This is a genomic window from Bosea sp. BIWAKO-01 (genome assembly GCF_001748145.1).
Lineage (GTDB): Bacteria > Pseudomonadota > Alphaproteobacteria > Rhizobiales > Beijerinckiaceae > Allobosea.
This window is the reverse complement of the sequence record NZ_BCQA01000001.1, coordinates 5682860-5705297: the sequence shown is the minus strand read 5'-3', so window position 1 is coordinate 5705297 and position 22438 is coordinate 5682860. Positions and strand designations below refer to the sequence as shown.

At 63.6% G+C, this 22438-nt stretch carries 23 protein-coding genes; 14 read left to right on the top strand and 9 right to left on the bottom strand.

The window, feature by feature from the left end; translation table 11 throughout:
* Window positions 1-59 precede the first annotated feature (59 nt).
* Window positions 60-1085: a saccharopine dehydrogenase family protein gene (locus tag BIWAKO_RS26540; RefSeq protein WP_069881203.1), complete on the top strand. Its 1026-nt coding sequence runs from the start codon at window positions 60-62 to the stop codon at window positions 1083-1085.
* 263 nt (window positions 1086-1348) lie between these two features.
* Here BIWAKO_RS26540 and BIWAKO_RS26535 read toward each other — a convergent pair whose 3' ends face one another.
* Together BIWAKO_RS26535 and BIWAKO_RS26530 are read right to left on the bottom strand one after the other, a co-directional pair.
* Window positions 1349-1774, bottom strand: a complete 426-nt coding sequence (locus tag BIWAKO_RS26535) for a hypothetical protein (RefSeq protein WP_069881202.1) — start codon at window positions 1772-1774, stop codon at window positions 1349-1351.
* 146 nt (window positions 1775-1920) lie between these two features.
* Window positions 1921-2727, bottom strand: a complete 807-nt coding sequence (locus BIWAKO_RS26530; protein WP_069881201.1) for an IclR family transcriptional regulator — start codon at window positions 2725-2727, stop codon at window positions 1921-1923.
* 145 nt (window positions 2728-2872) lie between these two features.
* On the opposite strand from BIWAKO_RS26530, the gene BIWAKO_RS26525 reads away from it, so the two are divergent.
* The 7 genes from BIWAKO_RS26525 (at window position 2873) to BIWAKO_RS26495 (ending at window position 9409) form a co-directional block, all read left to right on the top strand.
* Entirely contained in the window at window positions 2873-4048 is a 1176-nt protein-coding gene (locus BIWAKO_RS26525; RefSeq protein WP_069881200.1) for an acyl-CoA dehydrogenase family protein, read from the top strand.
* A gap of 81 nt (window positions 4049-4129) precedes the next feature.
* A complete protein-coding gene (locus BIWAKO_RS26520) occupies window positions 4130-5119 on the top strand; it encodes an NADPH:quinone oxidoreductase family protein (RefSeq protein ID WP_069881199.1) in 990 nt (329 codons plus the stop codon).
* Window positions 5116-5556, top strand: coding sequence for a PaaI family thioesterase (locus tag BIWAKO_RS26515; protein WP_069881198.1), 441 nt, complete (start codon window positions 5116-5118; stop codon window positions 5554-5556). Before BIWAKO_RS26520 ends, BIWAKO_RS26515 begins: the two co-directional genes overlap by 4 nt.
* On the top strand, window positions 5549-6754 hold the full coding sequence (locus BIWAKO_RS26510; RefSeq protein ID WP_069881197.1) for an acyl-CoA dehydrogenase family protein: 1206 nt from the start codon (window positions 5549-5551) through the stop codon (window positions 6752-6754). The genes BIWAKO_RS26515 and BIWAKO_RS26510 overlap by 8 nt, the downstream gene beginning before the upstream one ends.
* Before the next feature lie 10 nt (window positions 6755-6764).
* A complete protein-coding gene (locus BIWAKO_RS26505) occupies window positions 6765-7520 on the top strand; it encodes an SDR family NAD(P)-dependent oxidoreductase (protein WP_069882815.1) in 756 nt (251 codons plus the stop codon).
* An 8-nt stretch (window positions 7521-7528) separates the two neighbouring features.
* Window positions 7529-8596, top strand: coding sequence for a phosphotransferase family protein (locus BIWAKO_RS26500; protein WP_069881196.1), 1068 nt, complete (start codon window positions 7529-7531; stop codon window positions 8594-8596).
* A 24-nt stretch (window positions 8597-8620) separates the two neighbouring features.
* Complete coding sequence (locus BIWAKO_RS26495) at window positions 8621-9409, top strand: SDR family NAD(P)-dependent oxidoreductase (RefSeq protein ID WP_069881195.1); 789 nt, start codon at window positions 8621-8623, stop codon at window positions 9407-9409.
* A gap of 172 nt (window positions 9410-9581) precedes the next feature.
* On the opposite strand, the gene BIWAKO_RS26490 is transcribed toward BIWAKO_RS26495, so the two are convergent.
* The 6 genes from BIWAKO_RS26490 to BIWAKO_RS35565 are packed head-to-tail and all read right to left on the bottom strand — an operon-like array spanning window position 9582 to window position 15874.
* Window positions 9582-10382 carry an enoyl-CoA hydratase/isomerase family protein gene (locus BIWAKO_RS26490; protein WP_069881194.1) on the bottom strand — a complete coding sequence of 267 codons (801 nt, stop codon included), beginning with the start codon at window positions 10380-10382 and terminating at the stop codon, window positions 9582-9584.
* Between the two features lie 22 nt (window positions 10383-10404).
* Window positions 10405-12063: an AMP-binding protein gene (locus BIWAKO_RS26485; RefSeq protein WP_084651859.1), complete on the bottom strand. Its 1659-nt coding sequence runs from the start codon at window positions 12061-12063 to the stop codon at window positions 10405-10407.
* Between the two features lies 1 nt (window position 12064).
* The gene (locus BIWAKO_RS26480) at window positions 12065-12865 is read right to left on the bottom strand and encodes an ABC transporter permease (RefSeq protein ID WP_069881193.1); all 801 of its coding nucleotides are present in this window, start codon (window positions 12863-12865) and stop codon (window positions 12065-12067) included.
* Window positions 12862-13710 carry an ABC transporter permease gene (locus BIWAKO_RS26475; protein ID WP_069881192.1) on the bottom strand — a complete coding sequence of 283 codons (849 nt, stop codon included), beginning with the start codon at window positions 13708-13710 and terminating at the stop codon, window positions 12862-12864. Before BIWAKO_RS26475 ends, BIWAKO_RS26480 begins: the two co-directional genes overlap by 4 nt.
* A 24-nt stretch (window positions 13711-13734) precedes the next feature.
* Complete coding sequence (locus BIWAKO_RS26470; protein ID WP_084651855.1) at window positions 13735-14778, bottom strand: ABC transporter substrate-binding protein; 1044 nt, start codon at window positions 14776-14778, stop codon at window positions 13735-13737.
* Between the two features lie 40 nt (window positions 14779-14818).
* On the bottom strand, window positions 14819-15874 hold the full coding sequence (locus BIWAKO_RS35565) for an ABC transporter ATP-binding protein (RefSeq protein WP_069881191.1): 1056 nt from the start codon (window positions 15872-15874) through the stop codon (window positions 14819-14821).
* A 135-nt stretch (window positions 15875-16009) separates the two neighbouring features.
* On the opposite strand from BIWAKO_RS35565, the gene BIWAKO_RS26460 reads away from it, so the two are divergent.
* The gene (locus BIWAKO_RS26460) at window positions 16010-16729 is read left to right on the top strand and encodes a TetR/AcrR family transcriptional regulator (protein ID WP_176733407.1); all 720 of its coding nucleotides are present in this window, start codon (window positions 16010-16012) and stop codon (window positions 16727-16729) included.
* Window positions 16730-16739: 10 nt separating this feature from the next.
* Here BIWAKO_RS26460 and BIWAKO_RS26455 read toward each other — a convergent pair whose 3' ends face one another.
* Window positions 16740-17519, bottom strand: a complete 780-nt coding sequence (locus BIWAKO_RS26455; protein WP_069881189.1) for an IclR family transcriptional regulator — start codon at window positions 17517-17519, stop codon at window positions 16740-16742.
* 271 nt (window positions 17520-17790) lie between these two features.
* On the opposite strand from BIWAKO_RS26455, the gene BIWAKO_RS26450 reads away from it, so the two are divergent.
* Genes BIWAKO_RS26450 through BIWAKO_RS26430 form a run of 5 tightly spaced genes read left to right on the top strand, consistent with a single transcriptional unit; the run spans window position 17791 to window position 22436 of the window.
* Entirely contained in the window at window positions 17791-18696 is a 906-nt protein-coding gene (locus BIWAKO_RS26450; RefSeq protein ID WP_069881188.1) for an amidohydrolase family protein, read from the top strand.
* A 12-nt stretch (window positions 18697-18708) separates the two neighbouring features.
* Complete coding sequence (locus tag BIWAKO_RS26445) at window positions 18709-19677, top strand: ABC transporter permease (RefSeq protein WP_069881187.1); 969 nt, start codon at window positions 18709-18711, stop codon at window positions 19675-19677.
* 10 nt (window positions 19678-19687) lie between these two features.
* A complete protein-coding gene (locus tag BIWAKO_RS26440) occupies window positions 19688-20590 on the top strand; it encodes an ABC transporter permease (protein ID WP_244523556.1) in 903 nt (300 codons plus the stop codon).
* The gene (locus BIWAKO_RS26435) at window positions 20587-21396 is read left to right on the top strand and encodes an ABC transporter ATP-binding protein (protein WP_069881186.1); all 810 of its coding nucleotides are present in this window, start codon (window positions 20587-20589) and stop codon (window positions 21394-21396) included. Before BIWAKO_RS26440 ends, BIWAKO_RS26435 begins: the two co-directional genes overlap by 4 nt.
* Window positions 21393-22436, top strand: a complete 1044-nt coding sequence (locus BIWAKO_RS26430) for an oligopeptide/dipeptide ABC transporter ATP-binding protein (protein WP_069881185.1) — start codon at window positions 21393-21395, stop codon at window positions 22434-22436. The genes BIWAKO_RS26435 and BIWAKO_RS26430 overlap by 4 nt, the downstream gene beginning before the upstream one ends.
* Window positions 22437-22438 lie beyond the last annotated feature (2 nt).

The following is a 22438-nucleotide window of genomic DNA, read 5'->3' as shown; positions in this document are numbered from 1 at the left end:
ACGCTACAGACCTGTCTGTACCCAAAAAGAAGCAGACAGGTCTGTAGCGGGAGGATGTCATGAGCGATCAGTTTGAGGCGGCAGGGATCAGCAAGCCTGCCATTGCAGTCTACGGGGCCGCCGGACATACGGGCCGCTTCGTGATCAGGGAGCTGCTGCGGCGCGGCTTCCCGGCCATTGCGATCGGGCGTGATGCCGAAAAGCTGGCGGCGGCGGGTTTCCCGGCCGGGGTCAGGCAGGACGTTGCAGCGCTTGCGGATTCGGCAGCGCTCGCCCGCGTCCTCTCCGGAGCGGCGGCGCTGATCAACTGCGCCGGGCCGTTTCTCGACACGGCCGAGTTCCTGGTCCCGGCAGCCTTGCAGGCGCGCATCCCCTATCTCGACGTGACGGCAGAACAGCCCAGCGCCCGGGCGACCTTCGAGCGCTACTCCTCGGCCGCGGAAGAGGCAGGCGTCGCCGTCATTCCCGCCATGGGCTTCTATGGCGGCCTGAGCGACCTGCTGGCGACAGCCGCGATGGGCGACTGGCCCCACGCCGATGAGGCCCGCGTCGCGATCGCCCTGGACAGCTGGCATCCGACCGAGGGCACGCGGGTGACGGGGCAACGCAACACGGCGAGGCGCGTGACGATCTCGGAGGGGAGACTGCAGCATCTGCCCGATCCGGCTCCGAACGCCGTCTGGCCCTTCGCCGAGCCCTTTGGCGCGCAGGAGATGGTCGAACTGCCCTTCACCGAGGCGATCCTGATCGACAGCCATCTCCAGCTGTCGGACCTTCACAGCTACCTGAACACGGCGCCGCTGCGAGATCTGCGTGACGTCACCACGCCGGCTCCGGTCGCGGCCGATGCCTCAGGGCGCTCGGCGCAAAAGTTCCTCGTCGAGGTCGAAATCCGACGGGGGGAGACTGTGCGGCGGGCGTCCGCTCGTGGCCAGGATATCTATGCCATCACGGCGCCGCTCGTGGTCGAAGCTGTCGAGCGGCTCCTGAACGGCGGGAAGGCACGGGGCGGCGTCTTCGCTCCGGGCGCGCTGTTCGACGCCCGGGACTTCCTGGTGGCGCTCGCTCCCGATCTGGCGTTCTGATCGCAAGGGGAACGCAGCCGGATCGCCACGACGGCGCTCCGGCAGGCGCGCAATTTTCTGTTTCAGCTAAATGGTTTCGCTGAGTTTATTGATTCGTCTTCTGATCAGGCGGAGCCAAGGCAAGGCTGGTGCGGAGTGGCTTCTGCCGCCATTCCATCGGGATTCTGGCTGTGCCGAGCATGGTGCTGGCCGGCTGACCGTCCAGTACCGATGCACGCGCTCAGCTCAGCGGATCGCCGTGAGCATCAGTAAGCGGTGCCCGCCTATTTCGGGCAAAGCCTGTAATTTGTTCCGCTGGTGTCGGCCGCGCTGTAGAAGCGCTTGAGGCGGCCATCCGCTCCCTTGCCCATGATCGCGGTCGTCTGAGCCGTGGAGACGGAATTGACACAGCCGAGCGACAGGATGTCGCGATCGCCGACTTGTTTGACGGACCGGATCTTACAGGTGGCAACTGGTGTCCTGATGCGGTCGCCGCTGAAAATGAAGGCCGCCACGAAAAGATCGGGTGGGCTCTTGAAGACCGTGCCGCTGCGGCTTGATGTGAATACGTCCTCACAGGCCGAGCCGTCCGCAAGCCAGGCTCCCTGATAGGCCGCGAACCGGCCCTCCGCCGCCGAGCCATGCGAGACCAGGACTGTTGCAGCAACAAGGCCGGCGATGGCGGCACTTACGTAAGAGGCGATAGGCATGCGATCCCCCAATGCTCGGTTTTTCCGACTATAGCGGGACTTTCATCCACGTCGACGCGGTGAAGATGGTTTTTCGCACAAGGGTGGGTCTTGGTCGGGTTCGGGGGGCAGCACGGCCCCCGCCCTATGGCCTTCATCGCGCAGGGTCAGTCGCTGCCCAGTGCCTGGCGGATCCGGCGGGCGACGTCCTGCAACTGGGCTCCGACCTCGTCCAGCTTCTCCTTTGGCAACGAGAGTGCCGATCCCCCGCAGTTCAGCGCGAAGGGGCGCGAGCCGTGCAGGAGGATTGGCACGCCAACCGAATTGATCTCCTGCTTCCATTCCCCCACCGAGCGAACGTAGCCATGAGCGGCGTATTCGCTGACGGCAGTGTCGATTCCGAAACGGATGCTTTCGGCGTCGAGCTCGTGGTCGCAGAGCACATCGACGATGCGTGATCGGGTCGCCGGATCCAGGCTTGCGAGATAGGCGCGCCCCATCGCCGAGGTCGCCATCCTGATATGCGAGCCGATCTCGATACCGAGATGGAGCGGGCTCGAACCGCGGCATTCCTCGATATAGATCATCGTGCGCTGGTCGGCTGCGCCAAGTGCGACCGAGGCGCCGACGCGGTCGGCCAGTTCCTGCATCAGCGGCCGTGCGACGTCCCGGATGGCCAGGTTGCCAAGCGCCGAGAAGCCGAGCGCCAGGGCTGCGGCCGAGAGCGAGTACTGACCGCTCATCGGCGAGTACTCGAGATAGCCCAGCTTGCTCAACGTGTAGGTCAGCCGTGAAATCGTCGACTTCGCCAACCCGGTCCGGTCGGCAAGCTCCTGATTGCCGAGGGCGCGATCCCCGCGCTTGAAAGACCGCAGCACATTCAGGCCGCGCGCCAGCGCCGTAACGAAGCGGGGGTCCTGGTCCTCGGTCTCGCCCGGGAGGGCGGCGCCCACCGGCGTCTCGCGCTTTCGCATGCTGCTTCGTCACCATCGTCCAGCTGATCGGGACACAAGAAAGCACATCCCCGAGCGGTCCAACCGCCCCAGCCGGCTTGACGGTCAGATAGACCATATGCGAGAAAACTCAATAATGGAATTAAATTCCGAGGAATGGAATTAGATGGCGCTCGACCCTGATGTGTTCCGCCAGCTGCTCGACACGGTCGAGCGCTTCGTCCGCGAAAAGCTGAGGCCGAGCGAGGCGCTCGTCTCGCAGAACGATCAGGTGCCTGCCGGAATCATTGCGCAGATGCGTGAGCTGGGGCTGTTCGGCATGGCGATTCCGGAGGCCTATGGCGGCCTCGAACTCACGCTTTCGGAAGAGGTCCAGGTCTCGTTCCTGCTTGGCGGAACCTCTCCGGCCTTCCGCTCGATGATCGGCACCAATAACGGCATCGGTTCGCAAGGCATCATCATCGACGGCACGGAGCAGCAGAAGAGCCATTACCTGCCTCAAATGGCGAGCGGGGAGCTCGTCGGCTCCTTCTGCCTGACCGAGCCGGAGGCAGGCTCCGATGCAGGGTCGCTGCGCAGTTCGGCCCGTCGCGATGGCGATGATTTCGTCATTAACGGCACAAAGCGCTTCATCACCAACGCCCCGGTCGCCGGTCTCTTCACGGTCTTTGCGCGCACCGACCCCGACAGCAAAACGGCTTCGGGTATCTCGGCGTTTCTGGTCGATGCCGATCGGCCCGGCATCACGCTGGGACGAACCGACAAGAAGATGGGGCAGCAGGGCGCCCATACCTGCGACGTGATCTTCGACAATGTCCGTGTGCCGAAGAGCGCGATCCTTGGCGGCCCTGACTATGAGGGCAAGGGCTTCGTGACCGCCATGAAGGTGCTCGATCGCGGCCGCCTGACCATTGCCGGCGTCTGCGTCGGCGTCGCCGAGCGTTTGATCGCCGACAGTCTCGCCTACGCCATGGAGCGGCACCAGTTCGGCAAGCCGATCGCCGAGTTCCAGTTGGTGCAGGCCATGCTGGCCGACATGAAGGCGGAGAGCTTTGCCGCGCGCTGCATGGTCGAGGAGACCGCGCGTCGGCGCGATGCCGGCCACGGCATCGCCACCGAAGCAGCCTGCGCCAAGATGTTTGCCTCCGAGATGGTGGGGCGTGTCGCGGACAAGGCTGTCCAGATCCATGGCGGAGCCGGATACGTCGCCGATGCGGGGATCGAGCGGTTCTACCGGGATGTGCGCCTGTTCCGGATCTACGAGGGCACGACCCAGATCCAGCAACTCGTCATCGCCAGGAACATGATCCGCGACGCCCGCCGGGCCGGCGCTGCCGCCTGATTCATCTGCGAGCGCCGCCTGCCGGGTCGTCCGACCGCGGTTTTCGGCGGCACCCTCGAATCCGACCATAGGGAGAGAAAAATGCGCGCAGTCATCTGCAAGGCGTTTGGGCCGCTGGAAGATCTCGTCGTCGAAGCGAAGGAGTTGGGCGAGCCAGGGCCGGGCGAGGTGCGCGTCGCCATCGAGGCTGCAGGGGTCAATTTCCCCGACACGCTGATGGTCGAGGGAAAATACCAGGTCAAACCACCGCTGCCCTTCACGCCCGGCACCGAGATCGCCGGCATCGTGCAATCGGTTGGAGATGGCGTTACGCATCTAGAAGTCGGCATGCCGGTCGTCGGCATGGTTGGCGTGGGTGCGTTCGCCGAGGAATCTGTGGTCAGCGCGGCGCGGTTGATGCGGCGTCCGGCCAGCATGGATCCCGTCACGGCCGCCGGCTTTTCGATGACCTACGGCACGAGCATGCACGCTCTCAAACAGCGGGCGCAGCTGCTGCCCGGTGAAACGCTCCTCGTCCTCGGTGCAAGCGGTGGTGTCGGCCTGGCCGCCGTCGAAATCGGCAAGGCGATGGGCGCAACCGTTATTGCTGCCGCAAGCAGTGCGGAAAAGCTGGAGGTAGCGCGCGCTGCCGGCGCGGATCACCTGATCAACTACGCAACGGAATCGCTTCGGGACCGCGTCAAGGAACTCACGGCCGACAAGGGCGTCGACGTGGTCTACGATCCGGTCGGTGGGGATTTTCTGGAGCAGGCTGTGCGCGTCACGGCGTGGGAGGGACGCGTCCTCGTCGTCGGTTTCGCCGCGGGCACCATTCCGCGCATTCCCGCGAACCTTCTGCTGCTCAAGGGCTGCGCGCTTGTGGGTGTCTTTTTCGGGACGTTCGCCGCGCGCAACCGCCAGGCCAACAAGGATAATTTCAGCCAGCTCTTCACCTGGTTCGAAGAGGGCAAGCTGAAGCCTCTGATCAGCCGCACCCTTGATCTTGCGGATACGGTCGAGGCGCTTCAGCTGCTCGCGGCCCGCAGCGCCATCGGCAAGATCGTCCTCACGACCGGCCGGGCCCTGTCGTGAGCGCCACGAGCTATGCCGATATCGGCGTCTTTGGCCTGCTCGGGCTCGACCTCCAGGAATCGGCGGTCGGTCACGTCAAGGGCGGACTTCAGATCGGCCCGGAACATCTCAATCGCATGGGCTACGTCCATGGCGGCGTGCTCTGCACGATGATCGACTTCGCCGCCTGCGCGTCTGGCCTGCACGCCGAAGAGGGGCAGGCGCCACGTTTCGCCATCACCATTTCGCTGACCACGCAATTCACCCGCCCGGTCCGTGCCGGGTGGCTATCGGTCGAGGGACGGACGATCTCGGCCGGCAAGTCGAGCTTCACCGCCGAGGCCCATGTCTTCGACAGCGAAGGCGAGCGTGTCGCCCACGGCATCGGCACGTTCCGGTGGCGGCCGGGAAGTCAGCCCAATCCATCCATCCAGCATGCGGAAAAAGCAGATGTTTGAGCTCAGGGACATCCACAAGCCGCGTCTGGCGGCCTTGCAGCGCTTCATGGACGAGCACGTCTACCCGAACGAGGAGGTTTTTGAGCGCCAGCACGCCGCCCTGCCGTCACGGTGGGGCACACCCCGGATCATCGGCGAGTTGCAGCAGCGCGCCCGTGCCGAAGGACTGTGGAATCTGTTTCTGCCCGACACGCGCTACGGGGCAGGGCTCAACAACCTGGACTATGCCCATTTCTGCGAGGTGATGGGCCGTTCCGCCATCGCGCCCGAGATCTTCAATTGCTCGGCGCCCGACACCGGAAACATGGAAACCCTGGTTCTCTATGGCACGGAAGCCCAGAAGCGGGATTGGCTCGAGCCGCTTCTCGACGGGGCGATCCGCTCCTGCTTCTCGATGACCGAACCGGACGTCGCCTCCTCGGACGCCACCAATATTCAAACCGAGATCCGCCGCGACGGCGACGAATACGTCATCAACGGGCGCAAATGGTGGAGTTCCGGTGCGCTCAGCGATCACTGCAAGATTGCCATCGTCATGGGCCGGAGCAATCCGGACGCTGCGAAGCATCAACAGCAGTCGATGATCCTGGTGCCGCTCGACACGCCCGGAGTCACCGTGGAACGGGCGCTGACGGTCTACGGCTATGATCATGCGCCGCATGGCCATGCCGAGATCACTTTCGAGAATGTCCGTGTGCCGGCGACCAACATGCTGCTTGGCGAAGGGCGTGGCTTCGAGATCGCACAAGGGCGGCTCGGGCCTGGCCGCATCCATCACTGCATGCGTTCGATCGGCCTGGCCGAACGGGCGCTGGAGGCAGCCTGCCGCCGTGCGCTGTCTCGGACGGCTTTTGGCAAGCTGCTGGCGGATCAGGGCGTCGTCCGTGATCAGATCGCACGCTCGCGCTGCGAGATCGAGGCGGCGCGGCTGCTCGTCCTGAAGGCCGCGCATATGATGGACACGGTCGGCAACAAGGCTGCTCGTCGCGAGATCGCGATGATCAAGGTCGTCGTGCCGAACATGGCCTGCGACGTCATCGATCGCGCTATCCAGATCCATGGCGCGGCCGGCGTCTCTCAGGACCATTTCCTCGCCGCCGCCTGGGTCAAGTCCCGCAGCCTGCGCTTCGCCGATGGTCCAGACGAGGTTCATCGCGACAGCATCGCCCGCATGGAATTGAAGACCTACCGCAACTGAGGTGCATGCGATGTTCGATGTCCAAGGCAAGGTCGCCCTGATCACGGGCTCGTCCCGCGGGATCGGCAAGGCGACGGCGCAGCAGCTCGCGCGCAGCGGTGCCCGGGTCGTGGTGTCCAGCCGAAAGCAGGACGCCTGCGACGCCGTGGCCGCGGAAATCCGGGCGAGCGGCGGCGAGGCCATTGCCAAGGCCTGCCATGTCGGTTCGCATGAGCAGCTGAAGGGGCTCGTCGACCACGTCCTGGAGCTCTGGGGCGGGATCGACATCCTGGTCTGCAACGCGGCGATCAATCCGGTCTACGGGCCCTTGTCGAGCCTGCCGGACGAGGCCTTCACCAAGATCATGTCGGTCAACGTGCAGAGTGCGATCTGGCTCAGCAATCTCGTCCTTCCACAGATGGCCGAGCGTGGTGGCGGCGCCGTCATCATGATGTCCTCGATCGCAGGCCTCCGCGGCACGGGGGTGATCGGCGCCTACGGCATGTCCAAGGCCGCGGAGGCCGCCCTGGCGCGCAATCTCGCCGTGGAATGGGGCCCGAGGGGAATCCGGGTCAACGCCATCGCGCCCGGCATCGTGCGCACCGACTTCGCTCGCGAACTGGTGGAATCGCCCGAACGGCGCGCGCAGATGGAGCAGCGCACTCCCTTGCGCCGCTTCGGCGAGGTCGAGGACATCGCCGGCATCGTGCATTTCCTGGCCAGCCCGGCATCCGCCTACATCACCGGCCAGGTCATCGTCGCCGATGGCGGCGAAACCATCAGCTGAGGCGTGTGATGACAGCTCCCGTCGCGACACTCGTCGAAGTGATCGAGAACCACCGGTTCGATGAGCTGTCACTGGCTCGCTGGCTGGAGGTCCATGTCCCCGGTTTCGGGGGCCCAATTTCCGTGCGTCAGTTCCAGGGCGGGCAATCCAATCCGACATTCCTGATCTCCACGCGGGACCGACGCTGCGTTCTGCGCAAGAAGCCCCCCGGAAAGCTGCTGCCGAAGGCGCATCAGGTCGAGCGCGAGTTCCGGATCATCAGGGCGCTGGCGGAGACCGCGGTTGCGGTTCCCCAGGCTCTGGCGCTTTGCGAAGACGCCGAGGTGATCGGGACAGCCTTTTACGTCATGGATTTCGTCGACGGGCGTCAGTACGACAGCCTGGCGCTTCCCGACCTGCCGCGTGACGACCGCGCTTCGCTCAATTTCGCCGCCGTCGATACCCTGGCGGCGCTGCACGCGGTGGTTCCCGAGGACGTCGGGCTCGGCGATTATGGTCCGCCCGGCGGCTATGTCGCGCGTCAGGTCGACCGTTGGACGAAGCAGTATCGTGCTTCGTCGGAGGCTGGCGAGATCGCTGACCTGACCTGGCTCGCCGATTGGCTGCGCGAGCATTGCGGCGTGGCGGATGAAACCACGATCGTGCATGGCGACTACCGGATCGGCAATCTCTGCTACCGCCGCGATGGCCCGCAGGTGGCGGCGGTGCTCGACTGGGAGCTGTCCACGCTCGGCCATCCGCTCAGCGATCTCGCCTATTACTGCATGCCCTATCACATCGCTCCGACCGTCGCGGGCGGACGGGGGCTATCGGGGCTCGATTTCAAGGAGCTGGGCATCCCCCGCGAAGAGGACGTGATCGCGCATTACTGCCGGGCGAGCGGCCGCGCCTCGCTCCCGGACTGGCACATCTTCCTGGCGCTGTCCTTCTTCCGGCTGTCGGCGATCCTGCACGGTGTGATGGCCCGCTCCGTGCTCGGCAATGCCAGCGACGCCAATGCCGCCGATGTCGCACAGCGCGCAGGACTGCTGGCGGAGCTCGGCCGGCAGGTGGCCCGATCCGGCGCGAGCCACTGACACTGACCGAGAGGCGAGGCAGGAATGACAATGCGATTCACGGACCAGCTCTGCATCGTGACCGGGGCGGCCAGCGGCATCGGCCGCGCCACAGCGCAGCGCTTTGCCACCGAGGGCGCGTTTCTCGTGCTGGTCGATCGGAACGAGGCCGAACTTGCGAGCGTCACAGCGGGCCTGCCGCGTGCCGCTGACCATTCCGTCGAGGTGCTGGACATTGCCGACCAGGACGCGGTCTCCGCCTGCGTGTCCCGCGCACTGGAAAGGCACGGGCGCATCGATGTCCTCTGCAACAATGCCGGCATCGCAAGCTCGAAGGGAAGTGCGCTTGAGCAGGACCTCGCCGAATGGGACAGGGTGATGCAGGTCAACGTCTTCGGCGCGATGTTGTTCATGAAGCATGCCGGCGCGGCCATGGTCGAGGCTCGCCGCGGCGCGATCGTCAACACCGCGTCCGTGGCGGGAATCAGGGCCGGTGCGGGCGGCAATGCCTACAGCGCGTCGAAGGCAGCCGTGATCAACATGACCCAGACGGCTGCCTGCGATTTCGGAGCCTATGGCGTCCGGGTGAACGCGGTCTGCCCCGGCCTGATCGAGACGGGGATGACCCGGCCGATCTTCGAGAAGGCGCGTGAACTCGGGAAGGAGGACCGCTTGGGCGCACGCTGCGAATTGCGACGCTACGGCCATCCCGACGAGGTCGCCCGCGTGATCGCCTTCCTGGCCAGCGAGGACGCGAGCTATGTCACGGGGCAGGCTCTCGCCGTCGATGGCGGCAACACTGCCTCGCTCAATCTCCCGGGCATGAAGGTTTAGTTCGCCATGCGTCCGAGCGGACGCATCGGCGTTCCATTTCTCCGCGTAGTGCAGGATTGGTCCGAAAGGTGGATTTAGCTTCTCGGTCCGATGCTCAGGCGTGCTGCGAGGCTGGGAGCGCGGCCGATCGGCAGGGAAGTCCCTGCCGGCCGGCTCGGCAGCACATCCTTGCTCAATTCTTGGCCTTGTAGAGGAAGGCATCGACCTTTTCCTCGCCGTTATAGGCGAGGCGCTGCATGCGGTAGAGGTTCTTCACATAGTCGAGCGCGTCCTGGCGCGACATGTCCATGCAGCGCATCGAGGCTTCCATCTCGATCCGCAATGCAAGCTGAGGGTGGCGTGCGATGCGCGCGGCATACTCCTCGGCCTTCGCCAGAACCTGGTCGGAGGGGACCACCGCATTGACGAGGTTCGCCCGCAGCGCGTCCTGCGCCGAGAGCGGGTCGCCCGTCAGCAGCATTTCCATCGCGATCGTATGGGGCACATACCGCGACAACCGGGTCGAGCCGCCCGCACCGCCCATGCCGTAGGCGATCTCGGGGAAACCGAACTTGGCATCCTCCGACGCCACGCGGATATCCGTGAGGTGGCTGAGATAGATCATCCCCTGGCCGTAGCAATAGCCGCGCACCGCACCGACGATCGGCTTGAAGCGGTTCAGAGAGAGCACTTCGCGCGACCAGGTGAATGTGTCCGGCTCGCCCTCCGCGACGCGGTGCTTCGGGGCAAGGTAATAGGTGAGTTCGTCCTTGGGCGTGGCGAACTTGGCGTAGTCGTTCTTGATGTCGTCGCCGGCCGAGAAGGCCCGGTCTCCGGCACCCTGCAGAATGCCGACACGCACCTCGTCGTCGGCGAGGAATTCGAGCATCATATGATAGAATTGCTTGTGCATCGCGGGTGTCATCGGATTTACCGATCCATTGCGGATGGTGAAGTAACCGACCTTGCCGACGCGCTCGTATTCGAAAGGCATGAGAGCTATCCCTTAGATATAATCAGATCCACTGATTGGTGACGCGATCGAAGCTGCCGACGCGAAGGTCGGATTTTTCTGCGATCAGCTTTTGCTTGGCGATCTTCTCGGACGGGGTCTTCGGAAGAGTGTCGCGATACTCAACGTAACGAGGCGTCTTGAACGGAGCGAGCCGGCTCTTGCAGTGCTCGAAGATCATTTCGGGCGAGGCCTCGGCTTCCGAAACGCCTGGCTGCAGGACGATATAGGCCTTCACTTCTTCGCCCCGCGCTGCATCCTTCACGCCGACGACGGCGGCTTCGAGGACCTGCGGCATTTCGGTCAGCGCAGCTTCGACTTCGCGGGCGGCAATATTCTCGCCGCTTCTGCGGATCATGTCCTTCAAGCGCCCGACGATATAGTGGAAGCCTTCGGCGTCGCGCCAGAACAGGTCCCCGGTGCGGAACCAGTCGCCCCTGAACGAGGCTTCGTTCGCTTCCGGCTTGCGGTAATAGCCCCGCATGATGCCCGGCCCGCGAACGCAAAGTTCGCCAATCTCGCCAGCGGGCAGGACATTGCCTTCCGGGTCGGTGATCTGTGCCTCGCGGAACGGCGCGACCATTCCGCAGGAGCCGGAGCCGACCATGTGATAGGCTTCTCGCGGCAGGAACAGAGCCGATCCAACCTCCGTCATCCCGAAGGATTCCCGGGCGATCGTATTGTAGCGACGCTCGAAATCGGCGTGCTTTTCCTTGTTGAACCCGAAGATCGAAACGCGCTTCAACTCATTGTCGGCGTCGGATGGCTTGGGTGCCTGCTGATAGACAATCTCGGGAAAGAGGCAGTAATGGATCTTGTATGTCCTGACCCAATCCATGAAACGCGTTGCGCTGGCGCGGCGGGCGACGAAGACCTGGCCGCCGACACGCATCGCCATCAAGGTCAGCCACTGCGGGTCCATGTAGAAAAAGGGCTGGGCCGCCAGGATATTCGTGGCATTCTCGGCTTCTCCGCCTCGCATCGCGGCCACCAGGGAAATGGTGAGCCAGTATCGGTGCGTCAGCATGCAGCCTTTGGGAAATCCGGTCGTGCCGGACGTGTACTGGATGTTGACGAGGTCATCGAGCGCGGGTTGCGGCAGGTCCGCTGGGAGGGCGGGCGGATTGCGGTCGATCCGGGCATATTGGTCCGTCGTATCGCGATCATTGCCAATGAGAAATACGGCGGAACTCCGCAGCGGCGCCTCTGCGCCCAACGCCTCGTAGGAGGGCAGACAATCCGCGTGGATGACGAGGTGGGTGGCCTGCGAGTCCGTGAGCACATAGTTGAGCTCCCGGCCGGTATAGCCGATGTTGACCGGCACCATGACCGCCCCGAGTTTGGCCAGGGCAAGCCATGTGACCGGAAACGCCGGAATGTTCGGAAGCATGACGGCGACGTGAGAGCCCTTGCGTACGCCAGCCGCATAGAGGCCCGCCGCCGCCTGCTCGATCGCCGATCTGGCTTCGGAATAGGTCGCGACGCCGCCCTCGCTCTCTTCGAAGAATGTCCAAAGAGTCTTGTCGCCGTTCGCTAAAGCTCGCTCATCGATGAACGCGCCGATGTTCCGCGCAAGTGGAGCCGCCTCGATATTGGCCCTCATGCGCTCGACGAGAGGCTTGAGCTCGGACCAGTCTTTGGGTTTGCTGTCGTTTTGCTGCATGTCAGGCCTCGGACACTGAATTCGTCTGGTATCGGCGTTCGTTCCGGCGGCGAGCGATTTCGCCCACGGTCATCCCGACAATGCTGAGAAGCGTCAGCATCACTGCGACGGCAGGCACGGTCGGGTCGAGCTTCAGGCTGAGATCGTTCCAGATGCGGACGGGAAGCGTCTGCAGGCCGCCGGAGACGAAGAGCGTGATGATCAGTTCATCGAAGGACGCGAAGAAGGCCAGGATCGCCGAAGCGAACATGGCGGGCGCAAGATAAGGCAGCGTCGTGTAGAGGAATGCCCTGACGGGGCTCGCGCCAAGGACGCGCGCCGCCCGCTCGATCGTCATGTCGTATCTGCGAAGGCTCCCCGATACGATCATGACGACATAGGGCAGGGCGATCAGCGCATGCACCAATGTCAGCGCATAGATGTTGTTCACCAGCTGCCAGCGCAGGAACACGATGTAGAGCGCCAGCGCGATGACCACCGATGGAATGATAAGGGGCGCGATGAAGATGGCCGTCAGCAGGCCTTTGGCGCGAAAATCCGCACGGACGAGAGCGATCGACGCGAGCGTCCCGAAGAGCAGGCTCAGGATTGTAGCGCCAACCCCGATCTTGAGGCTCGCGAGCGTGGCATCGGCCCAGCTCTGATCGACGAAGAATTCCCTGTACCAGCGCAGGGACAGCGACTTCGGCGGGAACTCGAGGAACTGGCTGTCGGTCAGCGAAATCGGAACGAGGAAGAACAGCGGCAGCAGCAAAAAACTGGTGACGAGGACAAAGTACGCGGTCAGGACGGCCCTGGTCATCGTGCGAGTCCTCCTGTCGCGAACTCGGAGCGCTTCCGCGTGAGGGCCCAGTAAGCCAGAAGACAGGTGAAGGTCGCCGCCAGCAGGGTCGAGGCCATCACCGCCGCAAGGTCCCATTTCAGCGTCTTGTGAACCTGCAGATCGATGAGATTGGCGATGAGGGTGCTGGTTCGCCCACCGAGCAGCGTCGGTGTGACGTAGAAGCCGAGGCAGAGAATGAAGCAGATGATGCCACCCGTCGCCGCACCGCTCACGCTGAGCGGAAAGACGACCTTCCAGAAGGCCTGCCTTGGCGAGGCGCCGAGCGATCGGGCGGCCTTCACGAGATCGCGCTCGACATCGAGGATCGAGGTCAGGCAGGTCAGGATCACGATCGGCAGCAGGATCTGCACCATTCCGATGTGAACGGCGATCGGTGTGTAGAGCAGCTGAATCGGCTCAGCCGTCAGGCCAAGGGCGGCCAGCGCCTTGTTGAAGATACCTTCACGCCCGAGAAGAATGATCCAGGTATAGGTCCTGACCAGGATGCTGATCCAGAACGGCAGGAGGATCAGATAGGTCGCAAGCACCCGTTTGCGGGGCGAAAGCCCCGCCATGAAGTACGCCATGGGATAGCCCATGACGAGGCAGATCACCGTCACGGTCGCGGCGGTGACGAACGTCCTCTGCAGGACGACGATGGAAAGCTGCGACTGATAAACTTGTCGCAGCGCATCAGTGGTGAACGCCATTCCATCGTGGACGCTCAGCTTCAGGACGCCGAACACCGGATAAACGAAGAGGAGCGCTGCCAGCACCGTCGCCGGCGCGAGAAGAAGTGTGGTTTTCGTCCACCGGAGTTTCATGGTGCGATCAGATTCCCGAGCGGCTCAGATCAGCAGCCATTCGTTCCAGCGCGTCGTGACCGCGTCGAGATTCTCCGCCCACCACGCGCTGTTGAACTCGAACTGCACCGCCGCGTTTTCCGGCGAGGTCGGCAGGGTCGCCGCGAAGGCCGGGTCCAGCAATTCCATCATTCCTGGCACGAATCCGGGGTAGGGGACCTGCTTCACGAATGCCGCCGACGCCGCAGGATCCATGCGGAACTTCATGAAGCGCATCGCCTCGGTGGGGTGCTTCGCGCCTTTGGGAATGGCGAGGAAGGAGAGCATCAACGCTCCGCCCTTGAAGGTGATGTCGACGGGCTTGCCCTCGTTCCTCAGGGGCGTGATGCGGCCGTTCCAGCATGATGTCATGCTGACCTCGCCGTCGATCAGCAGCTGGACGTGCTGGGCTCCGTTGGTCCACCAGACCGGAATATGGGGTTTGAGCTGATCGAGCTTCTTGAAGGCGCGGTCGACGTCGATGGGATAGAGCTTGTCAGGCGAAACGCCATCGGCCAGCAGCGCGAATTCAAGGTTGCCCTTGGGAGAGTTTTCCAGCGAGCGCGGGCCCGGGAAGGCTTTGACGTCCCAGAAATCGGCCCAGGATTGCGGCGTCTTGCCCTTGCCGAACTTGTCGGTCCGGAAAGCGATCACGGTTGAATAGGACGCCCGGACCATCGCTGTCGGTTGCTTTGCGATGGCCGGCAGCTTGTTGTCGGGATCGATGATCGAATAGTCGATCTTTGCAAGCCATCCGGCCTTGGTGGCCGTCACGACGTCGTCGCCGTTCAGCTCGGTCAGATCCCACTCGACATTGCCGGACTCGACCATGGCCTTGAGCTTCGGAAGGCTCACGGGCGCGGTCGGCCTGACCTTGATCCCGGTTTCCCTGGTGAAAGGCTCTTCGAAGATCTTCGTGATCATGGTGGCGAGCGCGCCACCGGACCCGTTGACGACGATGGTCACGTCCTGGGCGAATGAGGGTTTGAATGCGAAGACGCCGGCGAGTGCACCGGTGCCGATTCCGAAAGCTCTTCTGGTCATCGTCATGATCGATAGTCCCCTGTGTTTTTATCGTGGTCTGGGAAGCTCAACCCTTGAGTGAGACAAGATCAGCGACGTTGAGATCGAAGCTGATCGGCGTGCCCAGCGGCAGCACATCCTGCCCTGGCCTGCGTGGCGAGATGGCCGAGATGTCCTTGCCACCGGCGGCGCGCAGCACGTAGCGGACGGAGTTGCCGAAAAAGACGGCCTCCGCGAGAATAGCGCGATGCGCGCCAGCGGCATCCTGGCGGATCTGGATGAGCTCCGGCCGGATTGACGCGAAGCTGGCCGCTGCGAGATGCGCGACATTGCCGGGTACGCGGCCGAGCCCTTCGAGCATCACGGAACCGGGCGTGGCGCCCTCGACCTTGAGAATGTTGTTTGCTCCCACGAACTCCGCCACGAAGCGCGATTGCGGCTTGTCGTAGAGCTCCTCTGGGGGGCCGATCTGCAGGACCTGGCCCTTGTCCATGACCGCCAGCCGGTCGGAGAGCGTCAGCGCCTCGCCTTGATCATGAGTGACATAGATGACGGTGCATCCGATCTGGCGCTGGTATTCCTTGATCTCGAGCTGGAGAGTCTCTCGCAGCTTCAGATCGAGGGCGCCGAGCGGCTCGTCCATCAGCAGCACCCGCGGCTCGAACACGACGGCGCGTGCAAAGGCCACACGTTGCTTCTGACCTCCTGACAGTTCGTGCGGCATGCGGTTCGCAAGCGCGTCCAGTCGAACCATCTGGAGCGCCTTTTCCGAGCGCCGCCTGGCTTCGGCCCGCGGCACGCCGCGCATCTCGAGGGGGAACGTGATGTTGCGGATGACATTGCGATGGGGAAAGAGCGAATAGCTCTGGAACACCATGCCGATGTCGCGCTTTTCCGTCGGCAGCTTGGTGATCGGCACGCCGTCGATGAGGATTTCACCGCTGTCGATATCCGTGAAGCCGGCCAGAGCGTTGAGAGCGGTCGTCTTTCCCGAGCCGCTCGCGCCGAGCAGGGTCATGAACTCCCCGCGCTTGACGTGCATCGAGAAGCTCTCCAGCGCGACGAACTTTCCATACGTCTTTCGAACGCTTCTGAAGTCGATCGTCGCTCCGGTCGAACTCATTTGATCCGGCTCCAAGTAAGAGGTGCGAATGAAAAGTGACGATGGTGTCATTTTTTGTCAAGCGCGCTATGATGGGATCGAGATTGCAGCGCGATAGGGCGCGCTGTTAGAAGCGAGCGTGAGAAGGGCGGGCCCTTGTTGTTGGAAAACGTAGATTTCGATTACGTAGATTATCTCGAGAAGCGCTTGGCCGCTGCACAAGGCGAAAAGAAGATAATTCGCACTGAGCTGCAGCTCGAGCTGGCAACCGCGCGTCTGCTCAGAGAAAAAAACTATCACGCGATTTCAGTTGATCTCATTGCGACGACCGCAGGCGTCGCGCACGGGACATTTTACAGGTATTTTGCAGCCAAGCGTGACGTCGTTGCTAAAACGATAGCTGACTATTTCATGTTCGTGCGTGCATCTCGCCGCCCGATTCCGCGCGATGCGTCGCAATACGAAGCCATCCACCAGGCCAATCTGCACTATGTCGAATGCTTCCGCCGCAATGTCGGACTGATGCGCTGCCATTTCCGGCTCAAGGACGAGGACGAACTGATCGCCGAGGTCGGACGAAGCGCCGACAACGCCATGGTGGAGCGCGTCCTCGCGAGACTTCGCCGCGAGGGGCAGCTCGGGTTGTGGGACGCGGAGAAGCTCAAACTGACGATCTTCTGCCTGATCGGGATGGTCGATGAATTGCTCCTGAAGATCTATGGACAGACACAGCCTTCGCTCGCGGCGTTTCAAGCCAGGCCCCAGCTCGTGGCGAGCACCGTCTCCGATATGTGGTTCTCGACGATCTACGGTTCACAATCCATCGAGGGCATTGCGCCAGCGGCGAACTTGCCGGGCCTTCGTCGGGTCGACTGAGCGATCGCCCTCAACTCGGCATGATGTAGCTCAGTTGATTGCGAATATTCGCGGCCAGCGAAATCAGCCGGGGCGCGACCTCTTCCTCGATCTGGTTGGGGCTGAGCCGGAAGACAGGCACCCGGCAATTCATGCCGAAGCAATCGCCATTGGCGTCCCGGATCAGCGGCACGCCAGCGGAATGGGTACCGGGAATCCAGACCCCCTTGGCCACCGAAAACCCCCGGCTGCGGCAATCGGCGACGCCCTGCAGGTAGGATTCGGAGTATTTCGCCCAGAGCTCGGGCGAGCGGCGCTTCATCTCCTCGAGTTTCAGCTTGAGTTCGTCTTCCGACAGGAGCGAACCCAGCGCATGGCCGATCGTCGCCGGCAGCAGCGGCCCGATCGTGCCGAGGTCGGGCGAGGTCCAGATATTCTCGTTCACCCGCGAGGTCTCGAGATAGACGAAGTTGATTCGGTCGATCGTGCCGATCGACACCGTACCTCCGAGGTCCTGAGCCAGCTTCTGCATCGAGGGTCGCGCGATATGCAGCAGCTTCAGGTTCACCAGCAGCGGGTTGACCAGCATGAGCGCGCGCCAGCTCAGCCGGAACTTGGACTTCTCCTGCCTAAGATAGCCCATTTGCTCCAGCGTATAGGTCAGGCGCGCGACCGTGGAGCGGTTGATCCCCGATTCCTTGGCGATCTCGCCATTGCTCATCAAGGTACGGTTCGGGCGAAAAGTCTCCAGAACGGCAAGCCCTTTGACGAGAGTTGTTGCGATGTCGGGGTCGTCAACCGGAATCTTCAAGGTCTTCTCCGCATGATGTCTTGAGAGGCGCTGCGTTAGTTCGATCGAATAATGATGAATTGCGATTTGTTCTGCTTGATGCGCTGGCGCGGGAGGTCCGGCATCTCTGCCGTTTCGCCACGGTTAGAACTGGCCCTATTTTGACCAAATGTCAAGATAGTGAACATTTCAGACGAAATTTAATCACTGTATTGACTCCTATCGCGGGCGGGCGCTCAATATTCGAAGGCGGGTGACATCTGCGCCTGCACTCGTCACGGAGAAAATGTGAATGAGCCGCGTGATCGACATGGAACTGAGCTTGCCTCACAGCGAGGCGAATCCGGATCTGGAGCGCATCTCGCGAGGGCGACCCGGAACGCCTTTCGCCCAGTCGCTGCCGCGCCCCGAGGGCTACGGCTTCGCCAATTACGGCAATGTCTTCAGGAGCAAGGAGACGGCCCCGGCGAACAAGGGCGAAGCCAATGACGGCGGACTGGTGCGGCTGGTTGAGGACATGGATCGCGCCGGCATCTCGCGGGGTCTGCTGGTTGGCGCCGAAAACAGCGCAACGGGCCGGATTCACCAGGCTCATCCCGGTCGCTTCTTCCTCTTCACGACCTTCGACCCCTTCGACGGCATGCGGGCGGTTCGCGAATTCGAGCGACTGGTCAAGGAGGAGGGCGCAAACGGCCTGCGGCTATCGGCGCTCTATAACGGCGTGCCCGCGAATGATCGCCGCTACTATCCGCTCTACGCCAAGGCAGCCGAGCTCGACGTCCCGGTCCGCATCTATACGGCGATGAACTACGCCAATGACCGGCCGTATGATCTCGGACATCCGCGCTATCTCGATGATGTGGCCATCGATTTTCCCGAGCTCAGGATCGTGGCCGGCCTGGCTGGATGGCCCTGGGTGAACGAGATGGTCGGGCTGCTCCGCCGACACCCGCGGCTCTATGTCGATACGGCGGCCCATCATCCCCGCTATTTCAGCCAGCCCGGCTCAGGCTGGGAGCAGTTCCTGCAGTTCGGCAACACGCTGCTCCAGGACAAGGTGATGGTCGGGCTCTCGCGCTACCTGTTCGGGACCTCCTTCGAGAGCATCATCGGGGAGTACAAGCAGCTGCCGCTCAAGGAAAAGGTCATCGAGAAATGGCTGTACGGCAACGCCGCTGAATTCTTTCGGCTGAACTGAGGGCGCGGTCCGATGCTTCGCTTCGTCGGCCGGCGGGCGCTCTACGCAATCCCTCTGCTCCTGGCGATCATCGTCCTGATGTTCTCCATGCTGCACATGATCCCTGGGGATCCTGTGCAGGCTCTCGTCGGCGACTACCCGGTTCCGCCGGCGTATCGGCAGGCGATCGAAGAGAAGTATCGCCTGAACGACCCTTTCCTCGTTCAGGTCGGCAATTATCTCTTGAATGTCGCGCAGGGTGATTTCGGATTCTCCTATCAGAACCAGCGCGGCGTTCTCGACCTGATCCTCGAGCGGGCGCCGCGGACGATCCTGTTGGCATCGGTCAGCTTCGCGCTCGCGATTCCGCTCGGCATGGCGATCGGTATCGCGGCGGGAACGACGCGCAGGCCGGGAGTCGACAAGTTCTGGACCACGACCGCCCTGATTGCCTACGCGATCCCGACATTCTGGCTCGGTCAGCTCCTGGTGATGCTGTTTGCGCTCCGGCTGGGCTGGTTTCCGACCCAGGGCATCGGCCCGTTGATCAGCCGGACGCATGGGCTCGCCTGGCTCTTCGAGAAGATGCGCTACCTCGCGCTGCCGGTCCTCGCCTTCGGCGTCCACGAGGGCATGCGGATCGCGCGGATCATGCGCGCCAGCGTCATCGACACGCTGTCGCAAGGCTACATCATCACGGCCCGTTCCAAGGGCTTGAGCCGCGGGCAGATCATCCGCAACCACGTGATGCGTAATTCGAGCCTGCCCCTGGTCACCATCGCTGGCTATGCCTTCGGCTCCGCGCTCGGCGGCGCCGTCCTGCTCGAAACGGTCTTCACCTGGCCGGGTCTTGGCCTGCTGCTCGTCGACTCGATCCGGCTCAGGGACAACATGACGGTTGTCGGTGTCGTGATCTTCTCGGCCGTCGCCGTCGTCGCCATGAACCTGATCGTCGATCTCCTTTACGCGGCGCTCGACCCGCGCATCAGAACCATGCGGTGAGGCCGAAGCCATGTCAGACAGCAAAACCACCATGGCGCCGGCATCCGGCAACGGCATCCCGGTCGGGAGCTGGCAGGCCCATATCGCCAATCTCTTCGGGACGCGTCACGGCGCGCTCGGAGCAGGCATCCTCATCGTCCTGGTGATCGTGGCGACGGCCGCCCCGCTGATCGCGCCCTACAATCCGCTGGAGCAGACCCCGCTCAGCCTCGCGCCGCCATCGTCCCAATTCCTGTTCGGCACGGATAATATCGGCCGGGACGTGTTCTCGCTGGTCGTCCACGGCAGCCGCTCGTCCCTGCTAGTAGGGTTGGGGGCGGCGCTGGCCGCACTGCTCATTGGCGGCACTCTGGGGATCCTGGCCGGCTATTTCCAGGGCCCGGTCGAGGCGGCGCTGATGCGGCTGGTCGAGCTGTTCCAGACACTCCCCGTCATCATTCTCGTGCTCTGCGCCGTTGCGCTGTTCGGCTCGAACTTCTGGCTGCTCATCGCGGCGGTGGCGCTGGCGATCTGGCCGATGGAGGCTCGCCTCGTCTACGGCCAGTACATCAAGCTTCGCGATCGCGAATTCATTGCGGCCGCCCGCGTCGCCGACCTCTCGACGGCGCACATCATGTTCCGCGAGATCCTGCCCAACGCGATCCAGCCGATCATCGTCCAGGTCGCGCTCGACGCCAGCATCGCCATCCTGATCGAGGCCGGGCTCGGCTTCCTCGGTCTCTCCGACCCGAGCAAGGTGAGCTGGGGCCGGCTGCTTTTCGTGGCGCAGGACTACATGGACAGCGCCTGGTGGATGAGCCTGTTCCCGGGCGCGGCCATCTGCATCACCGTGGTCGGCCTCAATCTCTTCGCCGACGGGCTGAACGAGGTCATCGATCCACGCAGCACGAGCGGGATGGGAGGGCTGCAATGAGCGCCTCGCTTCTCGATGTGCGCGACCTGAAGGTCCATCTGCGTCTCGGCCACAAGGTCGTGAAGGCGATCGACGGAGTCGATTTTCAGGTCCGCCCGGGCGAATGCGTCGGTATCGTCGGCGAATCCGGTTCCGGCAAAAGCACGATGGCGCGCGCCGTGACGCGCCTGATGCCAAACGTGAACATCGAGGAGCTGAGCGGCAAGCTCGCCTTCGAAGGGCGCGACATCCTGGGCATGGCCGATGCCGAGCTGCGCGCCCTGCGCCGCGGGCGGGGCTTCTCGATGATTTTTCAGGATCCGCTCGGTTACCTCAATCCGACACAGCGCATAGGCCGCCAGATCCAGGAGGCGCTCTCCCGGGATGCCGGGCGAGGTTCGGACAAGGCTCGCGTCCACACCTTGCTGGACGAGGTGGGGCTACCCGACGCAGCCAATCTCGCCAGGCGCTACCCGCATGAACTCTCGGGCGGCATGCGCCAGCGCGTGATGATCGCGATCGCACTGGCCAGCGATCCCCAGCTTCTCTTTGCCGACGAGCCGACGACAGCGCTCGACGCGACCGTGCAGCTGCAGGTCCTGCAGACCCTCTACAGGCTGCACAAGGAGCGCAACATGGCGATGGCCATCATCACCCATGACCTTGGTGTCGTCGCCGAGCTTTGCGACCGGGTCTACGTGATGCGCGCGGGCAAGGTGATCGAGAGCGCCGAGACCATCACGCTTTTCGAGCAGCCTCAGCAGGACTATTCCAGGCGCTTGATTGAGCTCAGCACGCGCCGGCTGACGCGGGAGCTTCAGTCATGACCGCTCCAATCCTTCGCCTGCAGAGCGTCGAGCAACTCTACACCAGCCGCAACGCCAATGGCCCGGGCTGGAATACGGTTCGGGCGGTGGATGGTGTCGATCTCGATATCAACGAGGGCGAGACCCTGGCGATCGTCGGCGAGTCCGGCTCAGGCAAGAGCACGCTCGCGAAGCTGCTCCTGATGCTGAACCGGCCGACGGCGGGCGACGTGCAGTTTCGTGGCACCTCGCTGGCCTCGCTCGGCTCCTCCGGGAGACAGGCGTTCCGGCGCCAGGTCCAGGCGGTGTTTCAGGACCCGGCCTCGTCGCTGAACCCGCGCATGACGGTCGAGCGCATGCTCGGCTACATCGTCCAGCGCCATGAGCTTGCCTCGTCGCGCGAGACGCGGGCCTTTCTCGCCGGCCATCTTGCCGCGGTCGGCCTTAACCCCCCGGACCATTATCTCGACCGCTATCCGCACCAACTCTCTGGCGGGCAGCAGCAGCGCATCGCGATCGCGCGGGCGATGATGCTTCGGCCAGCGATCATCATTGCCGACGAACCGCTGTCGAGCCTCGACGTGTCGGTCCAGGCCCAGGTCCTGCAGTTGATGCGCGACCTGCACAAGGCGACCAATGTCGGCTTCGTGGTGATCAGCCACGACCTCGGAGCAATGGAGTCGATCGCCGACCGGACGGCCGTGATGTATCGCGGCCGGATCGTCGAGATCGGCCGCTCGATCTACGAACGCCCGTTCCATCCCTATACGAAGCTGCTGCTCGACGCGCGACTTTCGCTCGATCCGCGCCGCGGTCGGATCCGCAGCCTGAGCACGACGCAGACGCGAGCCGAGATGCCTGAGCCCAAGCAGGGCGGCTGCCGGTTCCGCCACCGCTGCCCCTTCGCAATTGAAATCTGCGCGACGGCCGACCCCGCACTGAAGCCGGTTGGCCAGGCCGGGACCTTTGCGGCCTGCCACCGCGCAGGCGAAATCGGCGAGTCATCGCGCCCGGCAACTGCGGCCGCCGTGGAGAGGACGCCCGGGCCCGTCGAGACCTGAAG

What these genes read in the sequence shown, in the direction of transcription:
- BIWAKO_RS26535 (WP_069881202.1), bottom strand. Translation starts at nt 1,774, where the DNA reads ATGCCTATCGCCTCTTACGTAAGTGCCGCCATCGCCGGCCTTGTTGCT.
- BIWAKO_RS26540 (WP_069881203.1), top strand. Translation starts at nt 60, where the DNA reads ATGAGCGATCAGTTTGAGGCGGCAGGGATCAGCAAGCCTGCCATTGCA.
- BIWAKO_RS26525 (WP_069881200.1), top strand. Translation starts at nt 2,873, where the DNA reads ATGGCGCTCGACCCTGATGTGTTCCGCCAGCTGCTCGACACGGTCGAG.
- BIWAKO_RS26445 (WP_069881187.1), top strand. Translation starts at nt 18,709, where the DNA reads ATGCTTCGCTTCGTCGGCCGGCGGGCGCTCTACGCAATCCCTCTGCTC.
- BIWAKO_RS26520 (WP_069881199.1), top strand. Translation starts at nt 4,130, where the DNA reads ATGCGCGCAGTCATCTGCAAGGCGTTTGGGCCGCTGGAAGATCTCGTC.
- BIWAKO_RS26500 (WP_069881196.1), top strand. Translation starts at nt 7,529, where the DNA reads ATGACAGCTCCCGTCGCGACACTCGTCGAAGTGATCGAGAACCACCGG.
- BIWAKO_RS26435 (WP_069881186.1), top strand. Translation starts at nt 20,587, where the DNA reads ATGAGCGCCTCGCTTCTCGATGTGCGCGACCTGAAGGTCCATCTGCGT.
- BIWAKO_RS35565 (WP_069881191.1), bottom strand. Translation starts at nt 15,874, where the DNA reads ATGAGTTCGACCGGAGCGACGATCGACTTCAGAAGCGTTCGAAAGACG.
- BIWAKO_RS26505 (WP_069882815.1), top strand. Translation starts at nt 6,765, where the DNA reads ATGTTCGATGTCCAAGGCAAGGTCGCCCTGATCACGGGCTCGTCCCGC.
- BIWAKO_RS26430 (WP_069881185.1), top strand. Translation starts at nt 21,393, where the DNA reads ATGACCGCTCCAATCCTTCGCCTGCAGAGCGTCGAGCAACTCTACACC.
- BIWAKO_RS26485 (WP_084651859.1), bottom strand. Translation starts at nt 12,063, where the DNA reads ATGCAGCAAAACGACAGCAAACCCAAAGACTGGTCCGAGCTCAAGCCT.
- BIWAKO_RS26495 (WP_069881195.1), top strand. Translation starts at nt 8,621, where the DNA reads ATGACAATGCGATTCACGGACCAGCTCTGCATCGTGACCGGGGCGGCC.
- BIWAKO_RS26480 (WP_069881193.1), bottom strand. Translation starts at nt 12,865, where the DNA reads ATGACCAGGGCCGTCCTGACCGCGTACTTTGTCCTCGTCACCAGTTTT.
- BIWAKO_RS26510 (WP_069881197.1), top strand. Translation starts at nt 5,549, where the DNA reads ATGTTTGAGCTCAGGGACATCCACAAGCCGCGTCTGGCGGCCTTGCAG.
- BIWAKO_RS26440 (WP_244523556.1), top strand. Translation starts at nt 19,688, where the DNA reads ATGTCAGACAGCAAAACCACCATGGCGCCGGCATCCGGCAACGGCATC.
- BIWAKO_RS26470 (WP_084651855.1), bottom strand. Translation starts at nt 14,778, where the DNA reads ATGACGATGACCAGAAGAGCTTTCGGAATCGGCACCGGTGCACTCGCC.
- BIWAKO_RS26475 (WP_069881192.1), bottom strand. Translation starts at nt 13,710, where the DNA reads ATGAAACTCCGGTGGACGAAAACCACACTTCTTCTCGCGCCGGCGACG.
- BIWAKO_RS26490 (WP_069881194.1), bottom strand. Translation starts at nt 10,382, where the DNA reads ATGCCTTTCGAATACGAGCGCGTCGGCAAGGTCGGTTACTTCACCATC.
- BIWAKO_RS26450 (WP_069881188.1), top strand. Translation starts at nt 17,791, where the DNA reads ATGAGCCGCGTGATCGACATGGAACTGAGCTTGCCTCACAGCGAGGCG.
- BIWAKO_RS26530 (WP_069881201.1), bottom strand. Translation starts at nt 2,727, where the DNA reads ATGCGAAAGCGCGAGACGCCGGTGGGCGCCGCCCTCCCGGGCGAGACC.